General features: G+C 34.6%; 20 protein-coding genes. 19 read left to right on the top strand and 1 reads right to left on the bottom strand.

Annotated features, from left to right (window positions below; all coding sequences use genetic code 11):
* Positions 1-47: 47 nt before the first annotated feature.
* The 8 genes from IPM56_10905 (at position 48) to IPM56_10870 (ending at position 5,476) form a co-directional block, all read left to right on the top strand.
* A complete protein-coding gene (locus tag IPM56_10905) occupies positions 48-173 on the top strand; it encodes an excisionase family DNA-binding protein (protein QQS34771.1) in 126 nt (41 codons plus the stop codon).
* Between the two features lie 2 nt (positions 174-175).
* Positions 176-361: a hypothetical protein gene (locus IPM56_10900; protein QQS34770.1), complete on the top strand. Its 186-nt coding sequence runs from the start codon at positions 176-178 to the stop codon at positions 359-361.
* Between the two features lie 93 nt (positions 362-454).
* A complete protein-coding gene (locus tag IPM56_10895) occupies positions 455-1,243 on the top strand; it encodes a class I SAM-dependent methyltransferase (GenBank protein ID QQS34769.1) in 789 nt (262 codons plus the stop codon).
* Entirely contained in the window at positions 1,240-2,214 is a 975-nt protein-coding gene (locus IPM56_10890; protein ID QQS34768.1) for an ABC transporter substrate-binding protein, read from the top strand. The genes IPM56_10895 and IPM56_10890 overlap by 4 nt, the downstream gene beginning before the upstream one ends.
* Before the next feature lie 10 nt (positions 2,215-2,224).
* Positions 2,225-3,016: an ABC transporter ATP-binding protein gene (locus IPM56_10885; GenBank protein QQS34767.1), complete on the top strand. Its 792-nt coding sequence runs from the start codon at positions 2,225-2,227 to the stop codon at positions 3,014-3,016.
* A gap of 12 nt (positions 3,017-3,028) precedes the next feature.
* On the top strand, positions 3,029-4,072 hold the full coding sequence (locus IPM56_10880; GenBank protein ID QQS34766.1) for an ABC transporter substrate-binding protein: 1,044 nt from the start codon (positions 3,029-3,031) through the stop codon (positions 4,070-4,072).
* Positions 4,073-4,080: 8 nt separating this feature from the next.
* Positions 4,081-4,827: an ABC transporter permease gene (locus tag IPM56_10875; GenBank protein ID QQS34765.1), complete on the top strand. Its 747-nt coding sequence runs from the start codon at positions 4,081-4,083 to the stop codon at positions 4,825-4,827.
* Positions 4,820-5,476 carry a hypothetical protein gene (locus IPM56_10870; GenBank protein ID QQS34764.1) on the top strand — a complete coding sequence of 219 codons (657 nt, stop codon included), beginning with the start codon at positions 4,820-4,822 and terminating at the stop codon, positions 5,474-5,476. The genes IPM56_10875 and IPM56_10870 overlap by 8 nt, the downstream gene beginning before the upstream one ends.
* Positions 5,477-5,777: 301 nt before the next feature.
* On the opposite strand, the gene IPM56_10865 is transcribed toward IPM56_10870, so the two are convergent.
* Positions 5,778-6,812 carry a tyrosine-type recombinase/integrase gene (locus tag IPM56_10865; protein QQS34763.1) on the bottom strand — a complete coding sequence of 345 codons (1,035 nt, stop codon included), beginning with the start codon at positions 6,810-6,812 and terminating at the stop codon, positions 5,778-5,780.
* Positions 6,813-7,380: 568 nt separating this feature from the next.
* On the opposite strand from IPM56_10865, the gene IPM56_10860 reads away from it, so the two are divergent.
* The 11 genes from IPM56_10860 (at position 7,381) to IPM56_10810 (ending at position 24,839) form a co-directional block, all read left to right on the top strand.
* Positions 7,381-8,400, top strand: a complete 1,020-nt coding sequence (locus IPM56_10860) for a response regulator (protein ID QQS34762.1) — start codon at positions 7,381-7,383, stop codon at positions 8,398-8,400.
* A 17-nt stretch (positions 8,401-8,417) separates the two neighbouring features.
* A complete protein-coding gene (gene nuoE / locus IPM56_10855) occupies positions 8,418-8,936 on the top strand; it encodes an NADH-quinone oxidoreductase subunit NuoE (GenBank protein ID QQS34761.1) in 519 nt (172 codons plus the stop codon).
* Positions 8,923-10,686, top strand: a complete 1,764-nt coding sequence (locus tag IPM56_10850) for an NADH-quinone oxidoreductase subunit NuoF (protein QQS34760.1) — start codon at positions 8,923-8,925, stop codon at positions 10,684-10,686. Before nuoE ends, IPM56_10850 begins: the two co-directional genes overlap by 14 nt.
* A gap of 12 nt (positions 10,687-10,698) precedes the next feature.
* Positions 10,699-14,454: a molybdopterin-dependent oxidoreductase gene (locus IPM56_10845; GenBank protein QQS34759.1), complete on the top strand. Its 3,756-nt coding sequence runs from the start codon at positions 10,699-10,701 to the stop codon at positions 14,452-14,454.
* Positions 14,455-14,459: 5 nt separating this feature from the next.
* Positions 14,460-16,337, top strand: a complete 1,878-nt coding sequence (locus IPM56_10840) for a hypothetical protein (GenBank protein ID QQS34758.1) — start codon at positions 14,460-14,462, stop codon at positions 16,335-16,337.
* Positions 16,338-17,720, top strand: a complete 1,383-nt coding sequence (locus IPM56_10835; protein QQS34757.1) for a sigma-54-dependent Fis family transcriptional regulator — start codon at positions 16,338-16,340, stop codon at positions 17,718-17,720.
* 309 nt (positions 17,721-18,029) lie between these two features.
* Positions 18,030-19,688 (top strand): histidine kinase, encoded by a 1,659-nt coding sequence (locus tag IPM56_10830; GenBank protein ID QQS34756.1) that lies wholly within the window; start codon positions 18,030-18,032, stop codon positions 19,686-19,688.
* On the top strand, positions 19,688-20,386 hold the full coding sequence (locus IPM56_10825; GenBank protein ID QQS34755.1) for a response regulator transcription factor: 699 nt from the start codon (positions 19,688-19,690) through the stop codon (positions 20,384-20,386). The genes IPM56_10830 and IPM56_10825 overlap by 1 nt, the downstream gene beginning before the upstream one ends.
* Before the next feature lie 174 nt (positions 20,387-20,560).
* Positions 20,561-22,066, top strand: coding sequence for a beta-lactamase family protein (locus tag IPM56_10820; GenBank protein ID QQS34754.1), 1,506 nt, complete (start codon positions 20,561-20,563; stop codon positions 22,064-22,066).
* Between the two features lie 44 nt (positions 22,067-22,110).
* Entirely contained in the window at positions 22,111-22,992 is an 882-nt protein-coding gene (locus tag IPM56_10815; protein QQS34753.1) for an MBL fold metallo-hydrolase, read from the top strand.
* A 344-nt stretch (positions 22,993-23,336) separates the two neighbouring features.
* Positions 23,337-24,839: a putative Ig domain-containing protein gene (locus IPM56_10810; protein ID QQS34752.1), complete on the top strand. Its 1,503-nt coding sequence runs from the start codon at positions 23,337-23,339 to the stop codon at positions 24,837-24,839.
* Positions 24,840-24,849 lie beyond the last annotated feature (10 nt).

Below are 24,849 nucleotides of genomic sequence, written 5' to 3'. Positions count from 1 at the left end.
TAAAAGGTATAAAAGTCGTCCTTGTGTCCAAATTAAAAGTTAAGTAGATGAATAGTAATCCTGAAAGTGCAGATGAGATTGCTTTGCTTTCTTATAGTGAGGCTGCTAAACGAATGGGAATCGGGAGGGATACGCTAAAGAAACTGATCAGAGATGGCAAGTTGGAATTATGAGAGTGGGGAATCGACCTAAGATTGCAGTCAGGGAGATATTAAAGTTTATTGATGAGAATACGGTAAGGATAGATCAGAGATTTCCAGTATACAATCAGAAGAAACCAGTGATGAAATCTACTGATGAGATATTTAGGGAGATGTGGGAGAGGGAGTTTGGGAAGGGAAAAATAATAATCAAAAAATAATTAAAGATAAAAGATATATCTCAACAACTTATTTAGTAGTTTTATTTTATAATTTTAATACTAAATGTTTTATTAATGAGTTTTGCAGAAATTATGATAAAAGACTATACCTTTACTTCTCCCAAAAATTATTTAGCCTATGTTGAAAGAACTAATGAAAAACTATTGCTGCAGGAAGAATTACTAAGAGCATTTAACAATAATGAATTACCAATTAAAAAAGGAGATACAGGGAAAAAAATACTAGATTTAGGTTGTGGACTTGGTACACATACAAATTTTCTAAGTAAAATGTTCCCAGATAATAAAATTATCGCTATTGATATATCGAAAGACTACATTGATTTGCTTATTCCCAAAATGAAAACTATCTATAATGTGGAGTTGTACAAAATTGCTTTTGAAGACTACATTGGAACAACCTTTGATTTTATTTTAGCATCTCACGTTTTGCAGTATATTCAAACACCTTTTATAGAATTCACTAATAAAATAATTCAAACTTTGAAAAGTCAAGGTGAATTATGGATAGTGCTGCAAGAGAAACGTGGATTAAATCAAATAATAGTACAAAGTAAAGAAATATTAAATACACAATCTTCCTTCTTTAAAAATTGGTTTACACATGAAGAAGTCAGAGTAGCGTTAGATCATTTAAATGTTACTTTACGGTATAAAACACTTCATAGTCGCTTCAGAGCAATTAATTATATAACACCAACTGCAGATGATATTAATTTTTTAAATTTTGTGTTGTTAAATGACTTAACTGATTATTCAAAACATGATTTACTAAAAATTATTGAATTGCAAAAACCACTTATTCATAATGATATGATTTACCATGACGTTGGGATTTCAAAAGTCAGGAGAATGAGTTGAAAAGTACAATAATCATTTTAGTAATTGTATCGATAATTGGTAATGGATGTAAATCGAATAGTAGAGAAGTGGTAAATGTTAAATGTGCTTTAAAATGGATTCATCATTCTCAATTTGCCGGTTTATATGTAGCTGAAGAAAAAGGATTATTCAGAAACAATAATATCAATCTTACATTCCTACCAGGTGGATTGGGTAAAAACGAGATAATTGCAGTGACTTCAGGTGATGCACAAATAGGAATCACCAGTGCTGAACAAATTTTAATTGCCAGATCGCGGGGTATAAACGTAAAGTGTTTAGCTGTAATATTCAGATTTAGCCCAGTATGCTTTTTCAGTAAAAAAAATAAGCAAATATTGACTCCTTTTGATTTTATTGGTAAAAGAGTAGCTGTTCAACACGGCACAAATGTGGAAATTGAATATTCAATATTATTAAAAGAATTGGGAATTGATGAATTATTGATAAATGAGATTCCTACAAGTCATAATCTACAATTATTTTTTGAAGATAAAATAGATGTATGGAACGGTTACATTTTTAATGAACCATTAATTGCAGAGGAACATGGGATGACTTTGAACATAATACAAGCTAAGGACTACGGAATAAATTTTTATGCGGACTGTATTTTTGCAACAGATTCATTCATAGAAAAAAACCCTGAAAAAATCAATAATCTAGTGAATGCGATGCTAAAAGGATGGATGTTAGTCTATGAAAATCAAAAAGAATCTGTTAATTCAGTTTTGAGGAAAAACAAAAATCTTGATTTTGCGAATGAATTTAGAAAAATTGAAATGATAAAGAATCTAATTAGATTGGAGAATACTGCAGCGATAGGTAATATCGACAAAAACATTTTACAATATATGTATAATAAGCTCTCAGAAAATGGATTCCTAGGTGACGTTAAATTCGATATAAGTGACTGCTTTACAAACAGGTACAATAATTCTATGAATTAAATATTTTCTAATGAACAACGATTACATTCTTGTTAAAAATCTAAACAAATCATTTGAAAGAAATGAACCAAGAAAACTTGAAGTTTTTACTAATCTGTCATTTAGTCTAAAAAAGGGACAAATTGTTGCACTCTTAGGGCCATCAGGCTGTGGAAAAACCACGCTTTTAAAATTATTGGCAGGCCTCTTAAAACCGACAAGTGGCGAGATTTTGATTGATGGTTTGGATCCCTTAAATATTGATCTAAGAAAAAAAATAAGTCTGATGTTTCAACAGCCAAATTTATTGCCTTGGCAAAATGTAAAACAAAATATTGCTTTGCCACTAAAATTGTTATTCAGCGAAAGCGATGCTAGAAGTTATGATAAGAAAATTGATGAAATATTAAAATTAGTTGGTCTAACTAATTTTGCAGATTATTATCCACATCAAATCTCTGGGGGAATGCAATCACGTGTTGCTTTGGCGCGTGCTGTAATCTTTAACCCAGAAATTCTATTGCTTGACGAGCCATTTGCAACATTAGATGCTCTGACAAGAGAAGATATGCAAATGTTATTGTTAGATATTTTAAAAAAGACTAGTGCAACGACAATCATTGTTACGCATTCTATAGAAGAAGCTATAATTCTATCTGACGAAGTATTTATACTATCTTCTCAGCCTAGTCGAATTATTCAAAAATTATTAATAAATCTACCACGACCAAGAACAGCGAATTCGAGATTTGAAAATGATTTAGTAGTAATGAGAAAAGAGATTTTAGATTATCTGAGTCAAAATAAAAATAACATAAAATAATGGGAGTTAATTATGATTATTGAAAAAATGAAAAAATTTTGGAAAAATTTAGACAAACTTTATCTTGCTATTTTAATTATACTAGTAGCAGTTACAATATACTTTGTTCGCTCAACAGCTGGTGATGAAAAAGGCACCAAGAATATATCCTTAAGATTGAGATGGTTACATCAAACACAGTTTGCAGGAATTTATTGGGCAGATCAATTTGCACTTTTTGATGGGTATAATTTGAGTGTAGAATTAAGGACTTCCGGGCCTGGAGTCAATTTTATCCAAGGGGTTGCAACAGGAAATGAAGATTTCGGAATAGCGGGAGCGGGGCAAATAGTAGAAGCGCGTGATAAGGGATTGCCGGTAGTTGCACTTGCTGTCATATTTCAAAAGAATCCAAACGTATTTTTTTGGCTAAAGGATAGTGTTAAAAATGTACAAGATTGGGAGAATAAAACAATTGCAGTATTTTATGGATACGATCACGAGTACATGTACAAAGCAATTCTAGATTCATTTAAAATAAATAGGAAGACGATAACTGAAGTACCTGTAACACCGGATATGGGTCGGTTCTTTAAAGGTGAAGTTCAAGTTTGGGGCGGGTATAAAATCAACCAACCATTAACTGCAAAAGAGAAGGGGTTTGAGATAGTAACCTTAGATCCGGATACACTCGGATTAGATGTACCCGGTGATGTGTTATTTACTAGTGAAAAAATGGTAAAAGAAAATCCAGAACTTGTTCAAAACGTTGTAAATTGTGTATTATCTGGTTGGATAGAAGCTTTAAAGAATTCAGAAAAAGCTATAATGACTGTAAAGAAATATCAAACCAACTTTAACTATAAACATGAGAAACAAATGATGGATGAAATTCAAAAATTAGTTATTAATGAAAATAAACCTGAAAAATTTGGATGGATGTATGATGAGAAATGGCAAAAAATAATTCAAATATGGAAAAAGTATGGGGGAATAAAGAAAGAAGTTAAAACTGAAGAATGTTTCAACAATAATTTTGTTATAAATTATTATAAAGATCACGATCCACAAAATTAAGTTGAAAAATGAAAGATAAAATAATAGTAATTTTTCTTGTAGCACTTATCTTGGTTTTGTGGGAGGCGACTATAAATATTTTCAAAATACCACCATATTTGATTCCACCTTTAAGAGAAATAATTAATGCAATAATAACCAATTTCGAATCATTGATTTACGACACTTTAGTAACTGCATTTGAATCACTTCTTGGCTTTTTAATTGCAGGTATATTGTCAACAATTGTCGCAATTTATATTACCTATTCAAAAACAGCATCGAGAATAATATTGCCTTTTCTCATTGGGTTGAAAGCTATTCCACTTATAGCAATAGCCCCCTTGTTAATACTATGGTTTGGAATAGATATTTTCAGTAAAGCCATTATGGCTGCCATAATATCCTTTTTCCCAATCGTTGTTAATTTGATTCGTGGACTGAAAGATGTGGATCATGAACATATTGAACTATTAAAAAGTTTTTCAGCCACTAATTTTCAAATATTTAAATATTTGAGGGTACCAAACGCATTACCATTTTTTATGGCGGGACTTAAAATAGCAAGCACTCTAAGTGTAGTTGGAGCGATTGTAGGTGAAACTGTTGGAGCTAGTGAAGGAATCGGTCATTTAATTTTAGTGTCATCTCTAAGAATTGAGACAGCGATGGTTTTTGCTGGGATCTTATTTGCCTCGATTCTGGGTATCATATTTTATTATTCTATTAATACCATAGAAAAAAGATTCATATTTTGGAGAAATCTAAATGATTGAAAAAATTAAAATAAAACTTAAAGAGATAAATGATCGATCCATTAAAAATATCTATAATAGCTGGTCAAATATTTTAATATATGTGCTCTCATTTAGCTTTTTGATAATAATTCTTGCTACACAAACACCAATTTTGTATTGGATTATGATTTCAATTTTTTTTGTGTGGGATATGGGATATGTATTAAATCCCGAGCATTTTTATGGAAGAGAACCCACATTTTTGCTAAAACAGATTAGTGAGGCAAGGACAACGATGTCATATTTTCTAGTATTTCAGGGATTGTTAATTACCGGAATAATTTCAAACAGTGAATTACAAAATGAATTCAGGGCAGTAATTAGACAATCAAATCTCCCTACTGAAATGATATTTATTTCAGTAATTGTTTCGGCTATTTCAATGTTATTTATACCAATTCAGTTGAAGCCATTGGAAAATAAAAAAAAACAAATAATTGCTGAACAAATGAGCAAACCACAAAAAATTATTAATAATCCTAAATCAAAAAATCTCGAAGAAGTTGAGACTATAACTAAAGCGACTAGGGCAATGTTCGGAGCAATGATGTTTATGCAAAAAATAGTTATTTATTCTACTGTATTAACTATTTTGTGGTTGATTATGTCAAAATGGAGAGGAGTTTAAAGACTAATAATCTCAAAAACTAAATACGGAAAGACCACAGCATTTCTAGTTCCGTTTTATAAACCATTTAATCCTTTATAGAAGAATATTTTGGTTTTTGCTCACGATATAGAACCCAATCTATACCCGGTACAATCATTATAAAAAATAGCCAATGTAAAAAATGTGGATAACACTACTATTCGATACACATAATTGGAAAAATAATTTTTTTATTTTAATCCCCAAAAACCATTTCATTCATAACCTGTAGAACTGATAAAAAAAATGTTTTTTTTAGATTTACAGCTAACCAAATTTTTCATAGAAGTGAAATAGCAATAGATAAATTACTCTGGCTCAAATGACTATAATTTTGGGTCGTAACTAAATTTTGATGACCTGCCAATTCCTTTACAACATACAGCGACACACCTTTTTGCACCAGGTTTGAACAGAATGAATGACGCAATGTATGCAAGTGAATTGAATCATTTAATTCGGCTGCACGTACCGAAGCCTTAAACTGCTTGCTAATAAAATCTTCGTTGAATTTAAAACCACCTCTTTGCCTGAATACAAAGTTTGATGATTTAACTTTAGGAGTTTTTAGCCTTAAAAATATTTCCTGAATTTTAGTATGAATGGGAATGATGCGTTCTCTTTTTGATTTGGTTTTGTAGTTATCAGAAATTTTTGTTGTGATTGTGTTTTGTGATTCATCAATCCAATTCCATCTGAGATTTAGAATTTCGCTGATACGTAAGCCGCTATAAAATGCGATAACAAAAATATCTTTTAAAAATTGGCGTGAAGTTTTTTCTAAGATTAATTGAAGTTCGTTTTCCGAAATAAAAACGGGATACGATTTAGAAACTTTTGGAGCTTTAATTTTTTTGAATGGATTATCTGAGATGTAATTCCAAATTAATGCTTTACTGAATGCAGCTTTAAGAGTACGATAATACATTGCCGCACCATTTTCTGATCTGGAATAAACTGAACTGATAAACTGATCAATTTGTTTAAGATCAATTTTAGTGAGTGGAATATCTCCGGCAAAATTTTTGAAATGTTTGAAGCTTAGTTTTATTGAGCGGACGTAATGCTTAGACTTTGATAGCTGAATGTATTTTACATATTCATCTTCAAATTTTGAAAGTATAATTAATTTATTCGATTGCTGCGGTTGTTTAGGCTGATTGAAAACCGGGAAAGTTTTTTGCATTTGAAAAAGCTGCATAAACTTTTCGGCTTCAGCCGGAGTTTTTTTCTGTGTTGAGATTTGTGTTCGCCTTCCATTTACTTTATATATTAATTGATAGTAGGGCGATTTTTTTGTGAGTGCTAAAAACATAAAACCTCCTTTGACACAGTAGGGAGTTGAGTAGGGAGAGGGGAAAAAAGTGTGGAAAATTGAGGGGAAATAAGCATTCGGGCTGATTTGTAATCAGCAGGTCGCGGGTTCGAGTCCCATAGCCAGCTCTTTGAAACCCTTAAAACAAATTGTTTTGAGGGTTTTTTATTCAGCAGGTATCAACACGACATTATCATGCAGATTAATCTTGTCCATAGTCCGTCTGGATTCAATCTTATTTAATTGATACATCAATGACGATCGATTTGATGTAATAACATTAGCCATTCAAATTAATTATTCGTCTTTCTTTCCTATGCTCATCATTTTGGGGGCTCGTCGAATTAATTCTCTATCACTTTCATTTTTGTTATTACATTTCTATATCCACTGTAAACTCCGCTATAAAATAATTTAACAGTCTTAAGCTATACTTAAACAGATTGTTAAATTATTTATCACTTACAAAATTTAACACTTAACAAAACCTCGATTGCGCTTTCAATTCAATGAAATTTATTTGTGGTATGTTCATTGATTATGCTGTTACAAAAAAACAGGAGTAAAAATGTCAAACGAAACAATATCCCCGCGGAATGAACAGAAAAGAATTTTACTGATCGATGACGAGTCCTCGATAAGAAGATCACTTTCATTGTCATTAAACCAGCTTGGTTATGATGTTGAACCTTGCGACAGCGGTTTAACCGCCTTAAACAAACTTGAACTTTATAAAAGAAATTCTGTCAACCTTGATTCCGTCGTTGTTGATGTTAACCTGCCCGATATAAATGGATTAAAACTTGGACGTATAATCAAATCAAAGTACCCCGATGCGGCAATGATGTACATTACCGGCTACGCCGATAAACTTGAGGTTACGGAAATTGAAGAGTTGAAAGAAGACGGCTTACTTGAAAAGCCTTTTACTGCAGACGACCTTATCATTGAGATAAATAAGATACTAAACAAACATCCCAGGCAAACTAAAGAAGTAATAAAAGAAGAAGCTAAAACAACTTCCGCTTATGCACTGATAAAGGTTAAAGAAGATGTGAACTACTTCACACTTTATCAGAAAATATATTTTATGCAGAATGTTCTTTACTGCGACGCCACTCGCGGTGATATAGACATTTTCGTTTTGCTGCAATCAGATTCAATGGAGAAATGCAAAGAGATCTATGAAAAAGAAATTCTTACTCTTGAAGGAATAAGTGAAAGCATCCTGCTTCCTGTCAGCATTCCGCTTTTGAATGACAATATAAAAGAGATTGTTCAGTCAGCCGGAATATCACTTTTCGAAGATAACCCTGCGATGAGTAAAATAAGAGATTCCAAAAAAGCGGTTTACTCTTATGTACTTCTGGATATTGACAGGGAAAAGTTGGAAAGAGTTTATCCTGTTCTCCGCTTAACCGAAAATATTCTTTACTGCGATTACACATCAGGCAAATACAATATTATAATGATGATATTCGGTTCGCAGTTCAGCGAAATCGACAAGATCATTGAAAATAAAATTATCAGTCTTGATGGAGTACTGAAAGTAAAAGAGTATCCAGTAATCAACATCTTCGAAATGTAAATCAACAAGGTGATTAAATGATCAATGTAGAAATCCGTGAAGAGAAAAAAGAAATTCTGAATTTCAAAGTTGACTTAATAAATAAACGCCATCAGCACGGTTCATTAATTCCGCTGCTGCAGTCCGCTCAGGATTCATACGGTTACATACCTGAGAAAGTAATTTACTATATCAGTGAACTGGTAGGAATTCCTCCTGCAGAGATATACGGCGTGATAACTTTTTATGCGCAGTTCCGGTTGAAGCCACTTGGTAAAAATATAATAAGGATATGCGAAGGAACTGCCTGTCACGTTAACGGTGCAAAAACAGTGTTATCAGTATTACAGGATGAAGCCGGTATCTCAATCGGCGAAACATCTGATGACGGGTTGTTCTCACTTGTTTCAGTTGCGTGTTTAGGATGCTGTTCATTAGCTCCTGTAATCATGATCAATGATGAAACTTTCGGCAATCTTGACCAGGCTAAGATTAAAAAAGCCATCAACAAATTCAGAACAACGGAGAATGCTGAGGTACACAATGAAAAAAATTAAAGTCGGTCTCGGCACCTGTGGAATTTCCGCCGGAGGTGAATTAGTATTCGAAAAGATAAAACACGAACTGGCGGTGCATCATATTGATGCGGAACTTTATGAAACCGGGTGCAATGGAATGTGTTATGAAGAGGTGCTTGTTGAAGTTGAAGATGAAAGGGAAAGTAATCTTTATTCGAAGGTGACGGTTGATAAAGTCGGCAGAATAATAAATGAACATATAATTAATAATCAGCCGGTTAAAGACTGGATAATAAAAAGTAAAGATCATTGCACGGAAGAATCTTTCCTGAAAAACCAGACTCGCATAGTTCTGCGCAACTGCGGTATAATTAATCCGGCTTCAATAGATGAATACATTTCCAAAGACGGGTACAGATCGATCCAGAAAGTCTTAAAGGAATATTCACCTGAGAATGTGATAGATATAATTATAAAAGCAGGGTTAAGAGGACGAGGCGGCGGCGGATTTTCTACAGGCATAAAATGGAAACTGGCTAACAAAGAAAGATCACAGAAAAAATTTATTATATGTAATGCGGATGAAGGAGACCCCGGTGCATTTATGGATAGAAGTGTACTTGAAGGTGATCCGCATTCAGTACTTGAAGGTATGATGATAGGAGCTTACGCTATCGGTTCCGATGAAGGTTATATTTATATAAGAGCGGAATATCCACTTGCAATAAAACGATTAAGAAAAGCGATAGGTCAGTGTTACAGCAGAGGTTATCTCGGTAAGAATATTTTCGGTTCATCATTCAGTTTTGATATTAAAATAAAAGAAGGAGCCGGTGCATTTGTGTGCGGTGAAGAAACCGCGATGATGGCATCCATTGAAGGAAAAAGAGGTGTTCCGCGTCTACGTCCGCCCTTCCCGGCACAAAGTGGTTTATGGGGTAAGCCGACCAATATTAATAATGTGGAAACTTTCGCGAATGTACCATGGATAATTCTCAACGGCTGGGAAAAGTATGCTGCGCTTGGTACGGAGAAAAGTAAAGGAAGTAAGGTATTCGCTCTTGCCGGTAAAATAAAACGTACAGGACTTGTTGAAATACCCATGGGAATGACTATCAATGAAATCGTTTATGAGATCGGCGGCGGAATAAAAGACAATAAAAAGTTTAAAGCCGTACAGATAGGCGGACCATCAGGCGGTTGTATTCCCGCATCAATGGGTGATCTGAAAATTGATTATGATGAAATTACTCGGACCGGCGCAATAATGGGTTCGGGCGGATTGATCGTTCTTGATGAAACAACGTGTATGGTAGATCTCGCAAGATATTTCCTGAACTTCACACAGCTTGAATCTTGTGGTAAGTGTACGTTCTGCAGGATAGGAACAAAACGCATGCTGGAAGTTCTTGAAAGAATAACTGAAGGCAATGGAAAAGAAGGTGATATCGAACAACTCGAAACTCTTGCACAGCACATAAAATCAGGTTCACTTTGCGGACTCGGACAGACAGCTCCAAACCCGGTACTTACAACTTTAAAATATTTCCGTGAGGAATATGAAGAACACATTTACAACAAGAAATGCCCGGCTCACAGTTGTGCTTCTTTAGTAACCTACCAGATCATTGATGAGTTGTGCAAAGGATGTATGGTTTGTCTGAAAGTATGTTCGACAGGCGCAATGACGGGAAAGAAAAAGGAAGTCCATAAAATCAATTACGATCTGTGCAACAAGTGCGGCAAATGTTATGATGTATGCCGACTGAATGCAATAGTAAAAGTTTAAAGGGAGAATATTATGGAACAGATACAAATAACAATAAACGGGAAAGAGATTTCTGTTAATCTCGATATTACAATTCTTGAAGCAGTTCATCAGAATAAATTAGATGAAATACCAACGCTCTGCCACGATAAACGACTTGAACATTTTACGTCTTGTTTCCTGTGTGTAGTTGAAGTCGAAGGAGTGAACAAACTTATTCCGGCTTGCTCAACGAAAGTTAGTGCGGGAATGAAAGTTCATACTAAGTCAGAAAAAATAGTTGAATCGAGAAGAACAGCACTCGCGTTGTTAATGTCCAATCATTATGCAGATTGCATTGGTCCCTGCACAAACAATTGTCCCGCCGGTGTTGACGCGCAGACTTACATAGCATTAATATCAATGGGGAAATATAAAGAGGCTCTTAAACTCGTTAAGGAAAATAATCCACTGCCGCTTTCAATCGGTCGTGTATGTGTAAGGGATTGCGAAGCCGCATGCAGAAGAAAGTTTATTGATGAACCTGTTTCAGTTAATGCTCTCAAAAGATTTATCGCGGACTATGACAATGTGAATAAATGGACACCGGAAGTTAAACCTGGCAACGGAAAGAAAGTCGCAGTTATCGGCAGCGGACCTGCGGGACTTTCCTGCGCATACTACCTTACCATTGAAGGTTATTCCGTAACAATATTTGAAAAACTTCCGATGCTTGGCGGAATGCTGCGTTATGGTATTCCCGAGTACAGGCTTCCGAAAAAAATTCTCGACTCGGAAATTAATTGGATCATCAATCTTGGTGTTGAAGTAAAAACAGGAGTTGAACTTGGAATTGATTTCAGCATCCATAGTTTACTTGAAGAAGGTTATGATTCTGTATTCTTAGGTGTCGGCGCGCACAAAGCAAGCAAGATGGGTCTGGATGGTGAGGATATAACATTCGGAGTTTTCAGAGGAATAGATTTCCTGAGAGAGATTGAACTAAGCTTCATTCCAAAGTTAAAAGGAAACGTAGTTGTTGTCGGCGGAGGAAACACCGCCATTGATGCTGCTCGCACTGCGTTGAGATGCGGTGCCGGTAATGTGAAAATAGTCTATAGAAGAAGCATCAAAGAGATGCCCGCAAACCCTGAAGAAATTGAAGCCGCTCAGAAAGAAGGCATTGAAATTTTATTCCTCACAAATCCTAAAAACATTGTTACTGAAGATCATAAAATCATCGGCATAGAATGTTTGAAGATGGGATTGGTTGAAGGAAAAGCAGGTGAACGTGCTAAACCGGTTCCAATCGATGGTTCCGAATTCATAGTGAACTGTGATTACCTGATTAGTGCTATCGGTCAATCTGTTGATACAGGATTCACAAAGTTTGATAAAGACTGTTCACTTGAAAAATGGGGAACTGTTTGTGTGAACAAAGAAACTTTTGAAACCTCAATTCACGGTGTATTTGCTGGCGGTGATGTTGTTACAGGACCATTCACTGCAATCACTTCTATTGCGCAGGGTAAAAAAGCCGCGAAAGCGATCATGTCCTACCTGACAACCGGAAAAGCTAAAAGCGGTAATGGAAAGTTCTACAGTTTCAAACATAACCTCGCAAAGATAAATGAGAGAGAATATGAAACGGTTAAAAAACTTGCGCGTGAAAAGATGCAGGAACTCGAGGTTACCGACAGGATACATAACTTTAAAGAAGTTGAAGAAGGATTAACTGAAGAGCAGGTCGCAGATGAATTTAAACGTTGTCTTGAGTGCGGATGTTCCGAGTATTACGACTGCGATCTAAGAAAATACTGCGATGAATATGATGTTAACATTTCCACATTTACTGGTGAAACAAAAAAATATCTTGCTGACGGAAGACATCCTTTCATAATGCTTGATCCGAATAAATGCATCAATTGCGGAAGATGTGTAAGAACGTGTTCAGAGATACTAAAAGTTTCAGCACTTGGATTTATTAACCGCGGATTTAAATCCGTTGTTAAACCCGCAATGGAAAAAGCATTGCTGGATACGAACTGCATCTCCTGCGGCAATTGTATTGATGCATGCCCAACCGGTGCGATAAGTGAAAAATTTCCATTCAAAATATTAGGTACTCTTCCTAAGGAGAATACTGAGACTGTCTGCAGTTTCTGTTCAGTTGGATGTAAAATTAATTTTAAGAAAATCAGTGATGATATTTTTTATGTCTCCAACACAACTGAGGAAATAAAAGACTCACATAATAAAGGATATTTATGTGTTAAAGGAAGGTTCGGTCATAGGTATTTAATGAACAAAAACCGCGTGCTGTTTCCGCAGATAAGAAGGCATGGTATAATTGATTTCGTAGATACAAACGAGGCAATGAAATATTCTGAAAAGAAAATTAAAGGGTTGATTGAAAAATACGGACCTGATTCTGTCGCTGTTTTAGCTTCACCTAAACTTTCAAATGAAGAATTGTACCTGCTGCAAAAATTTGCCCGTGTTGGTCTGAAGAATAATAACATTTCAAGTTTCTCAAACCTTATTTACGGGAATGAATTGAACGCACTGGATTCAATGACGGGATTCACATCATCAACAGCATCGATGGATGATCTGAACGATGCTGATGTTATTGTTGTCATTAATTCGAACCTTTCCGAAGAAAACCTTGTGATGGAACTTAAGATCAAAGAGGCGCAGAAGCGTGGTGCCAAATTGGTTTTGATTAATTCCTCTGAAATAAAACTGACAAAATATGCAGACCTTTGGATCGACAGCAGAAAAGGGACCAATACTTATTTAATAGACAGCTTGAATAAAATTCTAATTGAAGACGGATACGTAAGTGAATCATTCATCAACAGCAGAACGAAAAATTTTAAGGAACTGCGAGCAAGTCTTTCAGAAATCGATATTAAAAAAGCGATGCTTTATTCTGGTGTTGATAAAAATGTATTCAATGATTTTATATCAACCATGAAAACTTTCTCCAATATTATTTTTATTTATAATATTGATTCAAGGGCAGACAAATCAGTTAACGATCTGAAAGCAATCTCTAATTTCCTTACACTTACCGGCAGGACAGGGAAGGATAAGAACGGAATAATTATACTGCGTGAGTACAATAACTCTACCGGTCTGATCGATATGGGAGTACTTCCGGAATATCTTCCCGGTTTTGTAAAGTATGATGAAACCGATCAGGTTAATATCATCGGTGATGCATGGAATACAAACCTTTCAAACATTTTTAAACCAGTTGACCTTGCTTTGAAATTAAAAAAGGGTGAAATAAAAGGACTGCTGATCTTCGGAGAAGATCCGTTGAACGTACATGAGAATGAAATATATTTTAACGGTGTGGAGTTCCTTCTTGTTTCAGATGCTTATCATACTAATACTACCGAAAACGCGGATGTAATAATGCCGGCAGCAAATCATCTTGAGCAGAGCGGGACGTATACAAGATGCGATAACTATGTTCAGAAAAGCAGTAAGGTTATCAACGGCGTAAACGATTATGAAAACTGGCAGTTGATTTCCGGTTTCGCATCACGCTTTGCGGAAGGATTCAGATTCAATTCTTCTTCAGAAATACTGGATGAAATAAAAAACATAAACAGGTTTTATAAATATTCATCTGAGGAAAACTCCTGGATGAAAGAATATTTTAACAATGGTTACAGTAAAAAAATACTGAACTTTTCAATTCACAAAGTTGACTTTACAACATCAGATAACACAAAACTTAGTATACATTACCAGGATAATTATTATTTTAGCAGTGTAAAAAATAAGCTGGTTTGAACGTTATGGTTACAGAGAGTAACTTTACTTCGATCAATGAACTGTACGATAACATTGCTCTTCTTGATCAAAACCTAAAGCTGATTTATCAGGGGAGTCTGCTAAAAAGATCACTACTCAAGAACAATCTTGACCTCGGGTACGTCTCTGATGACACTTCTAAGAACAATTCTTTCTTCAAACAATTAGAGGATGCCGCTTCTTCAATAAATCATTCCCATCAGCCCTGTGTTGTTAAACTGAATCACACTGAAGAAGATTTTCTGCTCTTTCAAACTTCCGATAAAAATTTCTGCTTCGGCAAAAGCAAAAATATATACCACTTCATCCGCATTGAACATGATCTGGGAGAGCGTGTAAAAGAACTCGAATGCCTGTATAAAATATCAAGTGAATATGATTCGATGAATGATCTTGAATCCTTTTTCGAAAAGTGCCCGCGAATTATTGAAGACGGATTTCAATACCCTAAAGAGACAATAGCCATCATAACTCTCAACGATAAAGTTTACGGAAGAACTGATTGGTCGCACGGTGACGTCACTGATACCATCAAAGCAAATATAAATGTAAATAAAAAATACGCCGGTGAAATAAAGATACATCTGACGAAGGGACTGGATATACTTAAAGAGGAACAAAATCTAATAACTGAAATTGCTCATAAGTTCAAAAAGATATTAGAGAAGAACGAAGAAGCTGAGAACCTGGAGAAACAAAAAAAAATACTCACTGCAAAAAACGAAGCATTGATCAGAATGACTGAAGAATGCAGTCAGAAAAGAGTTCAGCTTAAAACATTTATACATGCCATCGCTGATAAAATTGTGGTGATTGACAGGGAGTTTAATATTCTGATGTCCAATAAAACCGAGATTGGTGAAGGGGGCAGATGTCATGTTAAGCTGTTCAATTCGGATTCTGTATGTGAAGAATGCCCGGCGATAAAAACTTTTGAAACTGCAACTGATTCGGTAAGACAAAAGAAATTTGAAGACCGCTTTTTTACATTGAGTGCTCATCCCATATTTGAAGATAATGGATCATCTGAAAAAGTGGACAGGGTTCTTGAAGTATGCCGCGATATAACCGAGCGCAAAAGAATGGAATCACAGATGTTCCAGTCTTATAAACTTGCATCACTGGGAAAATTAGTTGCAGGCGTCGCTCACGAAATCAATAATCCCAACACATTTATACTTGGAAATCTGAAAATTGTCCAGGAAGCGTTTGATGATATATTTCCGATTCTTGATAGTCATTATGAAAAAAATCATGAATTAAAAGTTGCACGACTTAATTACCAGTTGTTCAGGGATAACATCAGTGTACTGATCAAGGATATGGTTAACGGTGCGAACAGGACAAAAAAAATTGTAGAGGATCTCAGGAACTTTGCAAAGAAAGATGAAGAGCTGATCAATGAAACAGTTGATCTAAACTACATTATAAAGAATAACCTTACGCTTACACAAAAGCATATAAAAAAATATGCTCAGCTTGAAATAGAATTGAATGAAAAAATTCCATTCTTCAAAGGTAATATAAACAAGATAGAGCAGTTACTTCTTAACCTGACGATGAACGCTTCGGAAGCTATTGAAAACGGAAACGGACTAATACGGATTACGACGGATTACGATGCTGATACGAATGAAATTTTACTTATCATTTCAGATAACGGAACCGGAATTGACGAGACTATAATAAAAAATATTTTTGATCCTTTCTTTACAACAAAAAGGAACAAAGGCGGTATTGGGCTCGGTCTGTCAATCACATACGGAATAGTAAAAGATCATCACGGAAAAATTGAAGTTGAATCTCCCAAGGGTACCGGTACAAAATTCAGCATCAGGTTTCCGGCATTAAAAGGGAATTAGTTGGCAAAGATATTAGCAATTGACGATAACCAGTCTGTACTGAATTTTCTGAACATAATCATGCTTCAGAAAAATAAGTATGAGATTGAACTTCTGCAGGACAGCACAAAAGCATTTAAAATTCTTGACAAGGATTCATTCGACGTTGTTTTACTTGATATGGATATGCCGAACGTTTCAGGTCTGGATATTCTTAAACACATATCAAAAAATGATATCAAGGTTAAAACTATTGTGCTTACCGGCGTTGAAGATATTGATCTCGCAATATCTGCAATGAAGCTCGGAACATTTGACTACCTGTTAAAACCTGTCGATGAAGAAAAGCTATTCAGTATAATTGATGCGGCTGTTGAAGAAAACCAGAAGCTTAATCATCATGATAATTTTGCGGCGCATGCAACTCTCAACCTGTTGAAATATAAAGATGTTTTCAGCAGCATCATTACACAGGACGAAAAAATGATTAAGCTGTTTCATCTTGTCGAAAAATTTGCTGAAACAGATAACTCAGTTCTTATCTGGGGAGAAAGCGGGTCCGGAAAAGAACTGATTGCCGAAGCCATTCATAAAATCAGTTCGCGGAGATCAAAAAAGTTTGTCGCGGTTAACGCGGGAGTTTTTGCGCAGGAACTTTTTGCGTCTGAATTTTTTGGTTATGAGAAGGGAGCGTTCACAGGAGCGGAAAAAGATAAAGCTGGATTTATGGAAGAAGCCAACGGAGGAACTTTATTCCTCGATGAAATCGGCGAGCTGACTTTGCCTATCCAGGTTAAGCTTTTAAGAGTATTACAGGATGAGGAGTTCTATAGGCTTGGTTCTACAAAAAATATAAAAGTAGATGTAAGGATAATCGCCGCGACCAATAAAAATTTATTTGAGGAAATACAGAAAGGCAATTTCAGGAAGGATCTTTTTTTCCGTCTCAACATTAATTCCATTGCATTGCCGCCATTAAGAGAGCGTAAAGGTGATATCGAATTATTATCCAATTACTTTCTGGATATGTTCAGCAGGAAATATTCAAAAGAGATATGCAGGATATCAGAACAGGTTTTGAACAGTCTTAAATCATATTCATTCCCTGGCAATGTCCGCGAACTTATGAACATTATTAACAGCGCAATTATTGTTGAATCATCTGAAGAACTGAAAAAGAAATCACTGCCGGGATATTTTGTAGAGAGCAATCATGTTCCTGTAATTCCTGATGACAGTGAGGATGATACACCGTGTTCACTTTCTGAAATGGAAAAAGATCATATCGATTTTGTACTTAAGTTCACGCATAATAATAAAACAAGGGCAGCGGAAATACTTGGAATATCGAGAGTAAACCTGCTGGCAAAGTTGAAAAGATACCACCCGGGAAATAATGTGTGAGCAATAACTCACGGTCAATTGCCAAAGGTATTGTAATACGATATTCTGTAATCACATTAAATCCTTTTCTTATTATCACATTCTTGCATCATATTAAAATCGGTGAAATGAGTTGCCTGTTCTTAGGATTAAGAAGGATTTGATCGACTATCAAAATTGTGCTGGTGACTGAATGAATAGTTTTTCTTAGTTTGTTGTAGTAATTAAATTTCTTTTCCGGCAACGATTGAATATTGAGCTGTGGGAAAAAAATATTTCCGATCGGTTTTTAGAACTGCGATTATTTGTTTTGCGGCAGTTACAATTAAAGTGTCAGCCGCAGAACAGACATCCAACATTTTAACTTCCTCCGATAGAGCAATCAGGTTAAGCTACTGGCAGATTACTGAAGATGTAAATCCGAAACTTCACCCTTCAACTTACCACGATTCATTATGGAAACAATTTGAGCCTTCATTGGATGACGAAGAACACACGGGCGGCAATTGGCTTATAAAGACTAAAATTATTATAGATGATTCACTGCACATTAAAGATGTACTCGGGTTTTTTCCATTAAATTTTGTTACTGCTTATGAAATTTATTGGGATGGAATTAAGATAGCTCAAAATGGAGTCGTTGGTAGTAACATTGTTGAGGAAGACGCAGGAAAGTTTAATTTTAGTCTCCCTTTATTTCCTGACCTGTTGAAAACAGGAGAACACACTCTTGTTCTCCGGATATCAAACCACAATAGTTATTCATCATGGGAATGGTTTTATGCTGATTTCATTATAGGAAAGTATGATACTCTGTTAGGAAAATTATTTAAACTTTATTCCCAGGCATTTTTTACTGCAGGTATTTTGTTCATCCCGTTCCTGTTTAATCTTTTTCTTTACTTCGCGAGAAAAAGGAGAACCGAACACCTGTTGTTTGGTCTTATTTGTTTTATAGTAATACTAGATTCCACAACCATGCTGCTTCCTTCGCTTATAGAAATGCGGTCTACCTTTATTTACTTGCAATATTATATCTATCAAATCATTACTATTTTATTTTCAATATTATTCCCTGCATTTTTTATTTACCTGTTTTCTTTATCCAAAAAAATTATTGGACTTGTTGCGTTATCAGAGCTTATCATTTTTTTCTTTTTCACGAATATCGGAAACGTATTTAATATAATGTCGATTGTTGTTCTTGTAATATGCAGCCTGATCACCCTTTGGGCTTTATACAGACGAAGGGAAGAGAGTTTAATTATCTTTTTGGGAATCGTTGCTGCATGGACAGGATACTTTTTCAATTTTGCTTTTAACAGCCTGGCAACGACCATGGTAATAGCCACAAGTTTTTCAATAGCCAGGCAGTTTGCAAGAACAGAACGCTCCGAAAAAGAAGCACAACTAAAATCAGCGCGGTTAGAGAATGAATTATTAAAGAAGAATATCAATCCTCATTTCGTTTTAAATACATTAACTTCAATAATCGCGTGGCTTAGAAAAGATGCTGGTTCTGCGATTAAGCTGATCGAAGCATTGGCGCATGAATTCAGAATGATAAACCAGGTCTCCACATTAAAACTGATTCCAGTAGAACAGGAAATCGATTTATGCAGAACACATCTCAGTATTATGAGTTACCGCAAAGGAGCTGAGTTTAAATTAGAAACAATTGACATCGATGCCGGTGATTTTATTCCACCAATGATATTTCATACCCTTATTGAAAACGGATTAACGCATGGGTATGATAACAAAATTTCCGGTACATTTAAACTTCAATGTGTAAAGACTTCGGATCGTATTAAATATATTCTGACAAATGATGGTGAATTTAATTCAGCGGATACAAAAGGCTCAACCGGGTTTGGAGCAAAGTACATTAAAGGCAGGCTAGAAGAAAGCTATCCGGATAGATGGATTTTCAAATCTAACAAAACTGATGAAGGCTGGGAATCGGAAATTGAAATAAGGATGTCATAATGCGGATATTAATAGTTGAAGATGAACGACCAACCGCTGAAGATATAAAGCTTCTTGTTGAACAATTATTTCAAAAAGAATCCGCATCCATCCATATTGAAGTTACTCTTGACAGCGCGTTGATATACCTTAGAGAAAAACCTATCGATGTTCTACTTTTGGATCTGAATCTTAATGCCAAAGATGGGTTTGAAATATTGAAACAGGTTGTGAGTCAGTCATTCCACACCATTGTGATCTCAGCAAACATCAATAGAGCTATCGAAGCATTTGAATACGGGGTTTTAGATTTTATTCCCAAACCTTATAACATTGAAAGATTAAAAGCAGCGTTCGACAGACTGAAATCAAGTCACTCGTCAGATGGACATTCATTAAAGTATCTTTCCGTTAAAAAAGGATTTGAAGTAAAAGTAATTCCACTTGAAGAAATTAACTACTTCAAGTCGGCAAACATTTACGTGGAATTGCATCTTAGCAATGGTCATGTGGTTATTTACGATAAATCAATTAAGCAGCTCATTCCGCTTCTACCATCAAACTATTTACGTATTCACAAATCGTTTATTGTTGATAGAAATAAAATTGAATCTTTTCAATCACTTGGTGCGGGTAAATATCGGGTTATATTAAAAAGCAAAGAGTGTTTGCCGGTAAGCCGGCATAAAATTCACCTGTTAAAAAGCACCGGTATTTAGCTTCATTTTATTTTACATTCCGCAATTATTAAGATTCTTAGATTTCAATAAGTCAATTCACATCAACATTAAATGCACTTAACCAACTCTCTATGCACTTCACAAGGATTTTCTTGTCTATAAATTGGTCTTAAACTATTTTTTACATCTGTCAAAAAAAGTAGAGTGAAAAAAATGAATAAATTATTTGCAGCTATTCTTATCGTGTTAGTAAATACTCCGAATTTATTCTCGCAAAATATAGAATACAAAATTCATGAGTTGATGAATGCTTATGCCGATAACGGACAATTCAATGGGACAATACTGGTTAAAAAAGGGGGAAATGTTATTTATAAGAATGCTTTTGGGCTGGCAAATCGTGAATGGAATGTACCAAATACAATAGATTCTAAATTCTTGATTGGTTCTATTGGAAAACCTTTTACTGCTTTAATGACATTGATATTGGTAGATGAAGGTTTAGTAGATTTAGATTCGACAATAAACACATACATTCCTGAATATTCTGGACCGGGGAAAAAAAAAGCAACAATTCATCAGATGTTAACACATACATCCGGTATTCCTGATCATGGTGCTATACCAAATTTATCGAAGAAGCGTGTTCGATGGATTTATAGTTCAGACGAATATTTGCAATTAATAAATGAAGTTGAATCAAAATTTGAGGCGGGGACAGGTTTTCAGTACAGTGGAATTGCCTATAACATTCTTGCCATAATTTGTGAGAAGGTAACCAAAAAAGATTTTGGAGATTTATTGAAAGAAAGAATTTTTATTCCACTTGAAATGAAAGACACGAAACATGATAAAAATCTTGATATAGATACAAAACGGGCAAATGGTTATGAGTATCACCTGTTAGAAGGCTATATAAATCCATCATATATTGAAATGTGCCACGTTAAAGGTTCTGGAGGTATTCTATCTACAGTTGAAGATATGGCAAAATTCAGTGATGAATGTTTTAATACACAAAAGCTTCTATCAAAAGATTTATACAAAAAAATGTTTACACCTTACATAAAAGATTGGCAATATTATGGTTATGGCTGGTGGATTAGAAATAAAAATATTAACGGCGATTCTTTAACAATTATAAATCATGGTGGAAGCACAGATGGATATAAGGCCTATTTAACAAGAATTGTTGAAGATTCTATCGATATTATCATGTGTCAAAACAATTATTACCGAACTGAACTGGGAGTTAAGTTTGATTACTTCATAACAAATGAGATTATTGACATACTTTATGGTAAAGAGTACTTACTACCTAAAAAATCTCTGGCTAAAGAAATGGGTTATATCATCGGTCATGATGGCATTGATGCAGCTATTAAAAAATATTACTCACTTAAAAAAGATAAAAAATACTTTATAGATGATAACGACTTCAATCAGCTTGGTAAAGAATTACATTATTGGGGTGGTAAAGAATTGAATTATTGGGGATTGAAAAATGAGTGGTTTAAGATTTACGAACTTGGCATTAAGGAATATCCAAATTCATTCCTGCTCAATTATTCATTTGGAAAATTATTAAATGATAATAAAAACGAAGAGGCTATAAATTATTTAAGAAGGTGTATTGAATTGTATGATAATAATTCAGAAAACAAAGAATACATTGAAGAATATAATCAAGCTCAAAGTATATTAAACACAAAAGAATGACAGTATAACATTATCAGTTTGACAATACTGATAAAGATTAAATCATGAAAAAGATTTCAATAATAATTGTAATTGCGGTTGCCATAGGAATGAGCTATTCAAGTAGCAATAAACATAATGTAAAGAACGTTGAAGTTACTTATATAGCCAATGAAGGTTTTTTAATAACGGTTGGTGATAAAAAAATATTAATCGATGCATTATTTGGGGATAAAGATTACGGTTTCTGTGATATTCCAACTGAAGCAACAATGAATTCAATACTAAAAAATGAAGATGATTATAAAAATATAGATTTAATAGCAGCGACTCATGCACACGTTGATCATTTCTACCCGCCATTTGTAATTGAGCATTTAATAAATAATACAAATGGAAAATTTATTTCTTGTAAACAAACTATTGATGTCCTGAAAAAACAAGAGAACTATGAAAAGGTTAAAAAGAATTTAATTGAAATTACACCCGATTATTCTTTCTATTCAGACACAAACATTAACGGAATTGGAGTCAGAGTTTATCGATTAGCTCATGGACCTTACTACACAAGCGACTCTGTATCCGGTGAAAAAGTTAACAGACATCAAAATGTCCAAAATGTTGGATTCTTATTTAATATAGATGGAATAAAAATATTTCATTCCGGTGATTCAGATGAGAATGGAATAACAGAGTATGAACATTTTAGATTAGACAAGGAAGATATAGATATCGCATTTTTAGGAAGAGGTTTTATGTTGAAGCCTGGATGCAAAGGATATGAAATAGCAAAAAAATATATCAAAGCTAAAAACATTGTATTGATGCATATACACCATGATGAATATTATGAGTTTAATGAAGCAACTGGTCAACTCAAAAATGAATTAGGACACATCAAAATATTTAAAAACAAAATGGAATCTGAAACTTATCTTTTTGAATAAGCATTCGATCGATATTGCAAAATCTAAATTCCGGATGGACGGATAACAAAAAGGCAAACGTAAATAATTCAAATTGATAATGGTTTAGTACCCGCTTGTAAGTTTATTGATTTACCAGACTCACCCAAATGCTTAATTAATCTTTAGAATAATTTTTACAATCAAATCATTAATCCCAACTAAAATAACTTCTCAATTGTAAATCAAAGATGCACTTCACAAGCTGCTGGTGCACTTAACAAGAGATTTCTAAAATAACCTGGTAATCCCAACTATTTTTCTTCCGGAATTAATTAATGTTTTTTCCAGTATAAGATTTAACAATAGTTTCAAAGGATTTCATTATGAAAAGATACTTCAATATATTTTTTACGCTATTGATTAGCTCATCAATCAATTTATTTCCGCAAGAAATACCACAAGACAGTTTATACCTGGGGCAAACCCCTCCGGGAAATATTCCTAAGATTTTTAATTTACCTGTTACAGCAGGTCATCGGGCATGTGAAAGAATTGCGATTACTTCTGACGGAACGGAAATATATTATGGTGAACTTAATACTTACCCGGCTTCCAGTTACAGAATAAAATATTTCAAGTACCAGGATAACAGGTGGCAAGGTCCTGAAAATTTATTTGAAGGATTTATGGCACCGAAATTATCTCCTGATGACAGCATCATATACCTGCAGGATAATACTTTTCACGCATACTACTCGAAAAGAGTAAGCAATGGCTGGAGCGTTCCGGTTCGTTTGATATCACAAAACCTCAAGACACACTATCTGCAGAAAACAGAGACAGATAATTTCTACATATCTACATATTACGAAGGTTCTGCTTCAGACGGCGAGATATGCAAGTTAATAATGGAAAACGGTGATACTGTTTTTCAAAATTTAGGCAGACCATTAAATAGTTCTTTGCAGGAAAATGATTTTTTAATTGCCGCCGACGAATCATATTTAATAGTCTCCAGAACACCAAACGGCGGAACAGCCGATATGTATTTAAGTTTTAAGAGTGAGAATGGGAAATGGACAAACCCTAAAAAACTGGAAGAACCAATCAATACCCCTGGAAATAACTGGGAATACGGGCAATTCATTTCAAGTGATGGTAAGTACTTTTTCTTTACCTCCGGCGGATTAAGCTGGCCGTCATATTATACTTACTGGATAAGGATCGATAACATTATTGATAGTCTGAAGCATACAAACTACACACCGTATTTAAACTTTCAGATTCCTAATCAGACTGATTCAATTGGTGCTAATTTCAGTTACACTTTTCCGGATACAACGTTTGTTGATGATGATGGTAATAATACGCTGACATACTCCGCCGCTTTAAGTAACGGAAGTCCGCTTCCTGCCTGGTTAAGCTTTGATCCATTTTCCAGAACGCTATCAGGTGTACCGGCAGCAGCAGGAAACAATTCAATAAAGATCATAGCTACCGATACTGCAAATGCTCAAACATCATGCACATTCAATATCAAAATTGAAAACCCATTAACTGATGTTTCGGATGATCTGCAGAGTTTAAATGATTATAAACTTTTTCAGAATTATCCCAATCCTTTTAACCCGGATACAAAAATAAAATTTAGTATACCCTCTGTAGAGACGCATCGCGATGCGTCTCTACAAAACGTAACACTTAAGGTTTATGATGTTCTTGGAAAATTAGTTGCGACTTTAGTTGATGAGTTCAAGCCTGCGGGGAATTATGAAGTTAATTTCCATTCGGTAATTGGGGGCAAACAGTTAGCAAGCGGGATATATTTTTACGTACTGAAGACAAATACTTTTAGCGATCAAAAGAAAATGGTGGTAATGAAGTAATATCAACAGA

This window comes from Ignavibacteriales bacterium, from assembly GCA_016700155.1.
Taxonomy (GTDB): domain Bacteria; phylum Bacteroidota; class Ignavibacteria; order Ignavibacteriales; family Ignavibacteriaceae.
The sequence above is the reverse complement of the archived record's forward strand: the minus strand, read 5'-3'. Positions and strand labels throughout refer to the sequence as shown.

What these genes read in the sequence shown, in the direction of transcription:
- IPM56_10905 (QQS34771.1), top strand. Translation starts at nt 48, where the DNA reads ATGAATAGTAATCCTGAAAGTGCAGATGAGATTGCTTTGCTTTCTTAT.
- IPM56_10895 (QQS34769.1), top strand. Translation starts at nt 455, where the DNA reads ATGATAAAAGACTATACCTTTACTTCTCCCAAAAATTATTTAGCCTAT.
- IPM56_10885 (QQS34767.1), top strand. Translation starts at nt 2,225, where the DNA reads ATGAACAACGATTACATTCTTGTTAAAAATCTAAACAAATCATTTGAA.
- IPM56_10880 (QQS34766.1), top strand. Translation starts at nt 3,029, where the DNA reads ATGATTATTGAAAAAATGAAAAAATTTTGGAAAAATTTAGACAAACTT.
- IPM56_10875 (QQS34765.1), top strand. Translation starts at nt 4,081, where the DNA reads ATGAAAGATAAAATAATAGTAATTTTTCTTGTAGCACTTATCTTGGTT.
- IPM56_10870 (QQS34764.1), top strand. Translation starts at nt 4,820, where the DNA reads ATGATTGAAAAAATTAAAATAAAACTTAAAGAGATAAATGATCGATCC.
- IPM56_10865 (QQS34763.1), bottom strand. Translation starts at nt 6,812, where the DNA reads ATGTTTTTAGCACTCACAAAAAAATCGCCCTACTATCAATTAATATAT.
- IPM56_10860 (QQS34762.1), top strand. Translation starts at nt 7,381, where the DNA reads ATGTCAAACGAAACAATATCCCCGCGGAATGAACAGAAAAGAATTTTA.
- nuoE (QQS34761.1), top strand. Translation starts at nt 8,418, where the DNA reads ATGATCAATGTAGAAATCCGTGAAGAGAAAAAAGAAATTCTGAATTTC.
- IPM56_10850 (QQS34760.1), top strand. Translation starts at nt 8,923, where the DNA reads ATGAAAAAAATTAAAGTCGGTCTCGGCACCTGTGGAATTTCCGCCGGA.
- IPM56_10845 (QQS34759.1), top strand. Translation starts at nt 10,699, where the DNA reads ATGGAACAGATACAAATAACAATAAACGGGAAAGAGATTTCTGTTAAT.
- IPM56_10840 (QQS34758.1), top strand. Translation starts at nt 14,460, where the DNA reads ATGGTTACAGAGAGTAACTTTACTTCGATCAATGAACTGTACGATAAC.
- IPM56_10825 (QQS34755.1), top strand. Translation starts at nt 19,688, where the DNA reads ATGCGGATATTAATAGTTGAAGATGAACGACCAACCGCTGAAGATATA.
- IPM56_10820 (QQS34754.1), top strand. Translation starts at nt 20,561, where the DNA reads ATGAATAAATTATTTGCAGCTATTCTTATCGTGTTAGTAAATACTCCG.
- IPM56_10815 (QQS34753.1), top strand. Translation starts at nt 22,111, where the DNA reads ATGAAAAAGATTTCAATAATAATTGTAATTGCGGTTGCCATAGGAATG.
- IPM56_10810 (QQS34752.1), top strand. Translation starts at nt 23,337, where the DNA reads ATGAAAAGATACTTCAATATATTTTTTACGCTATTGATTAGCTCATCA.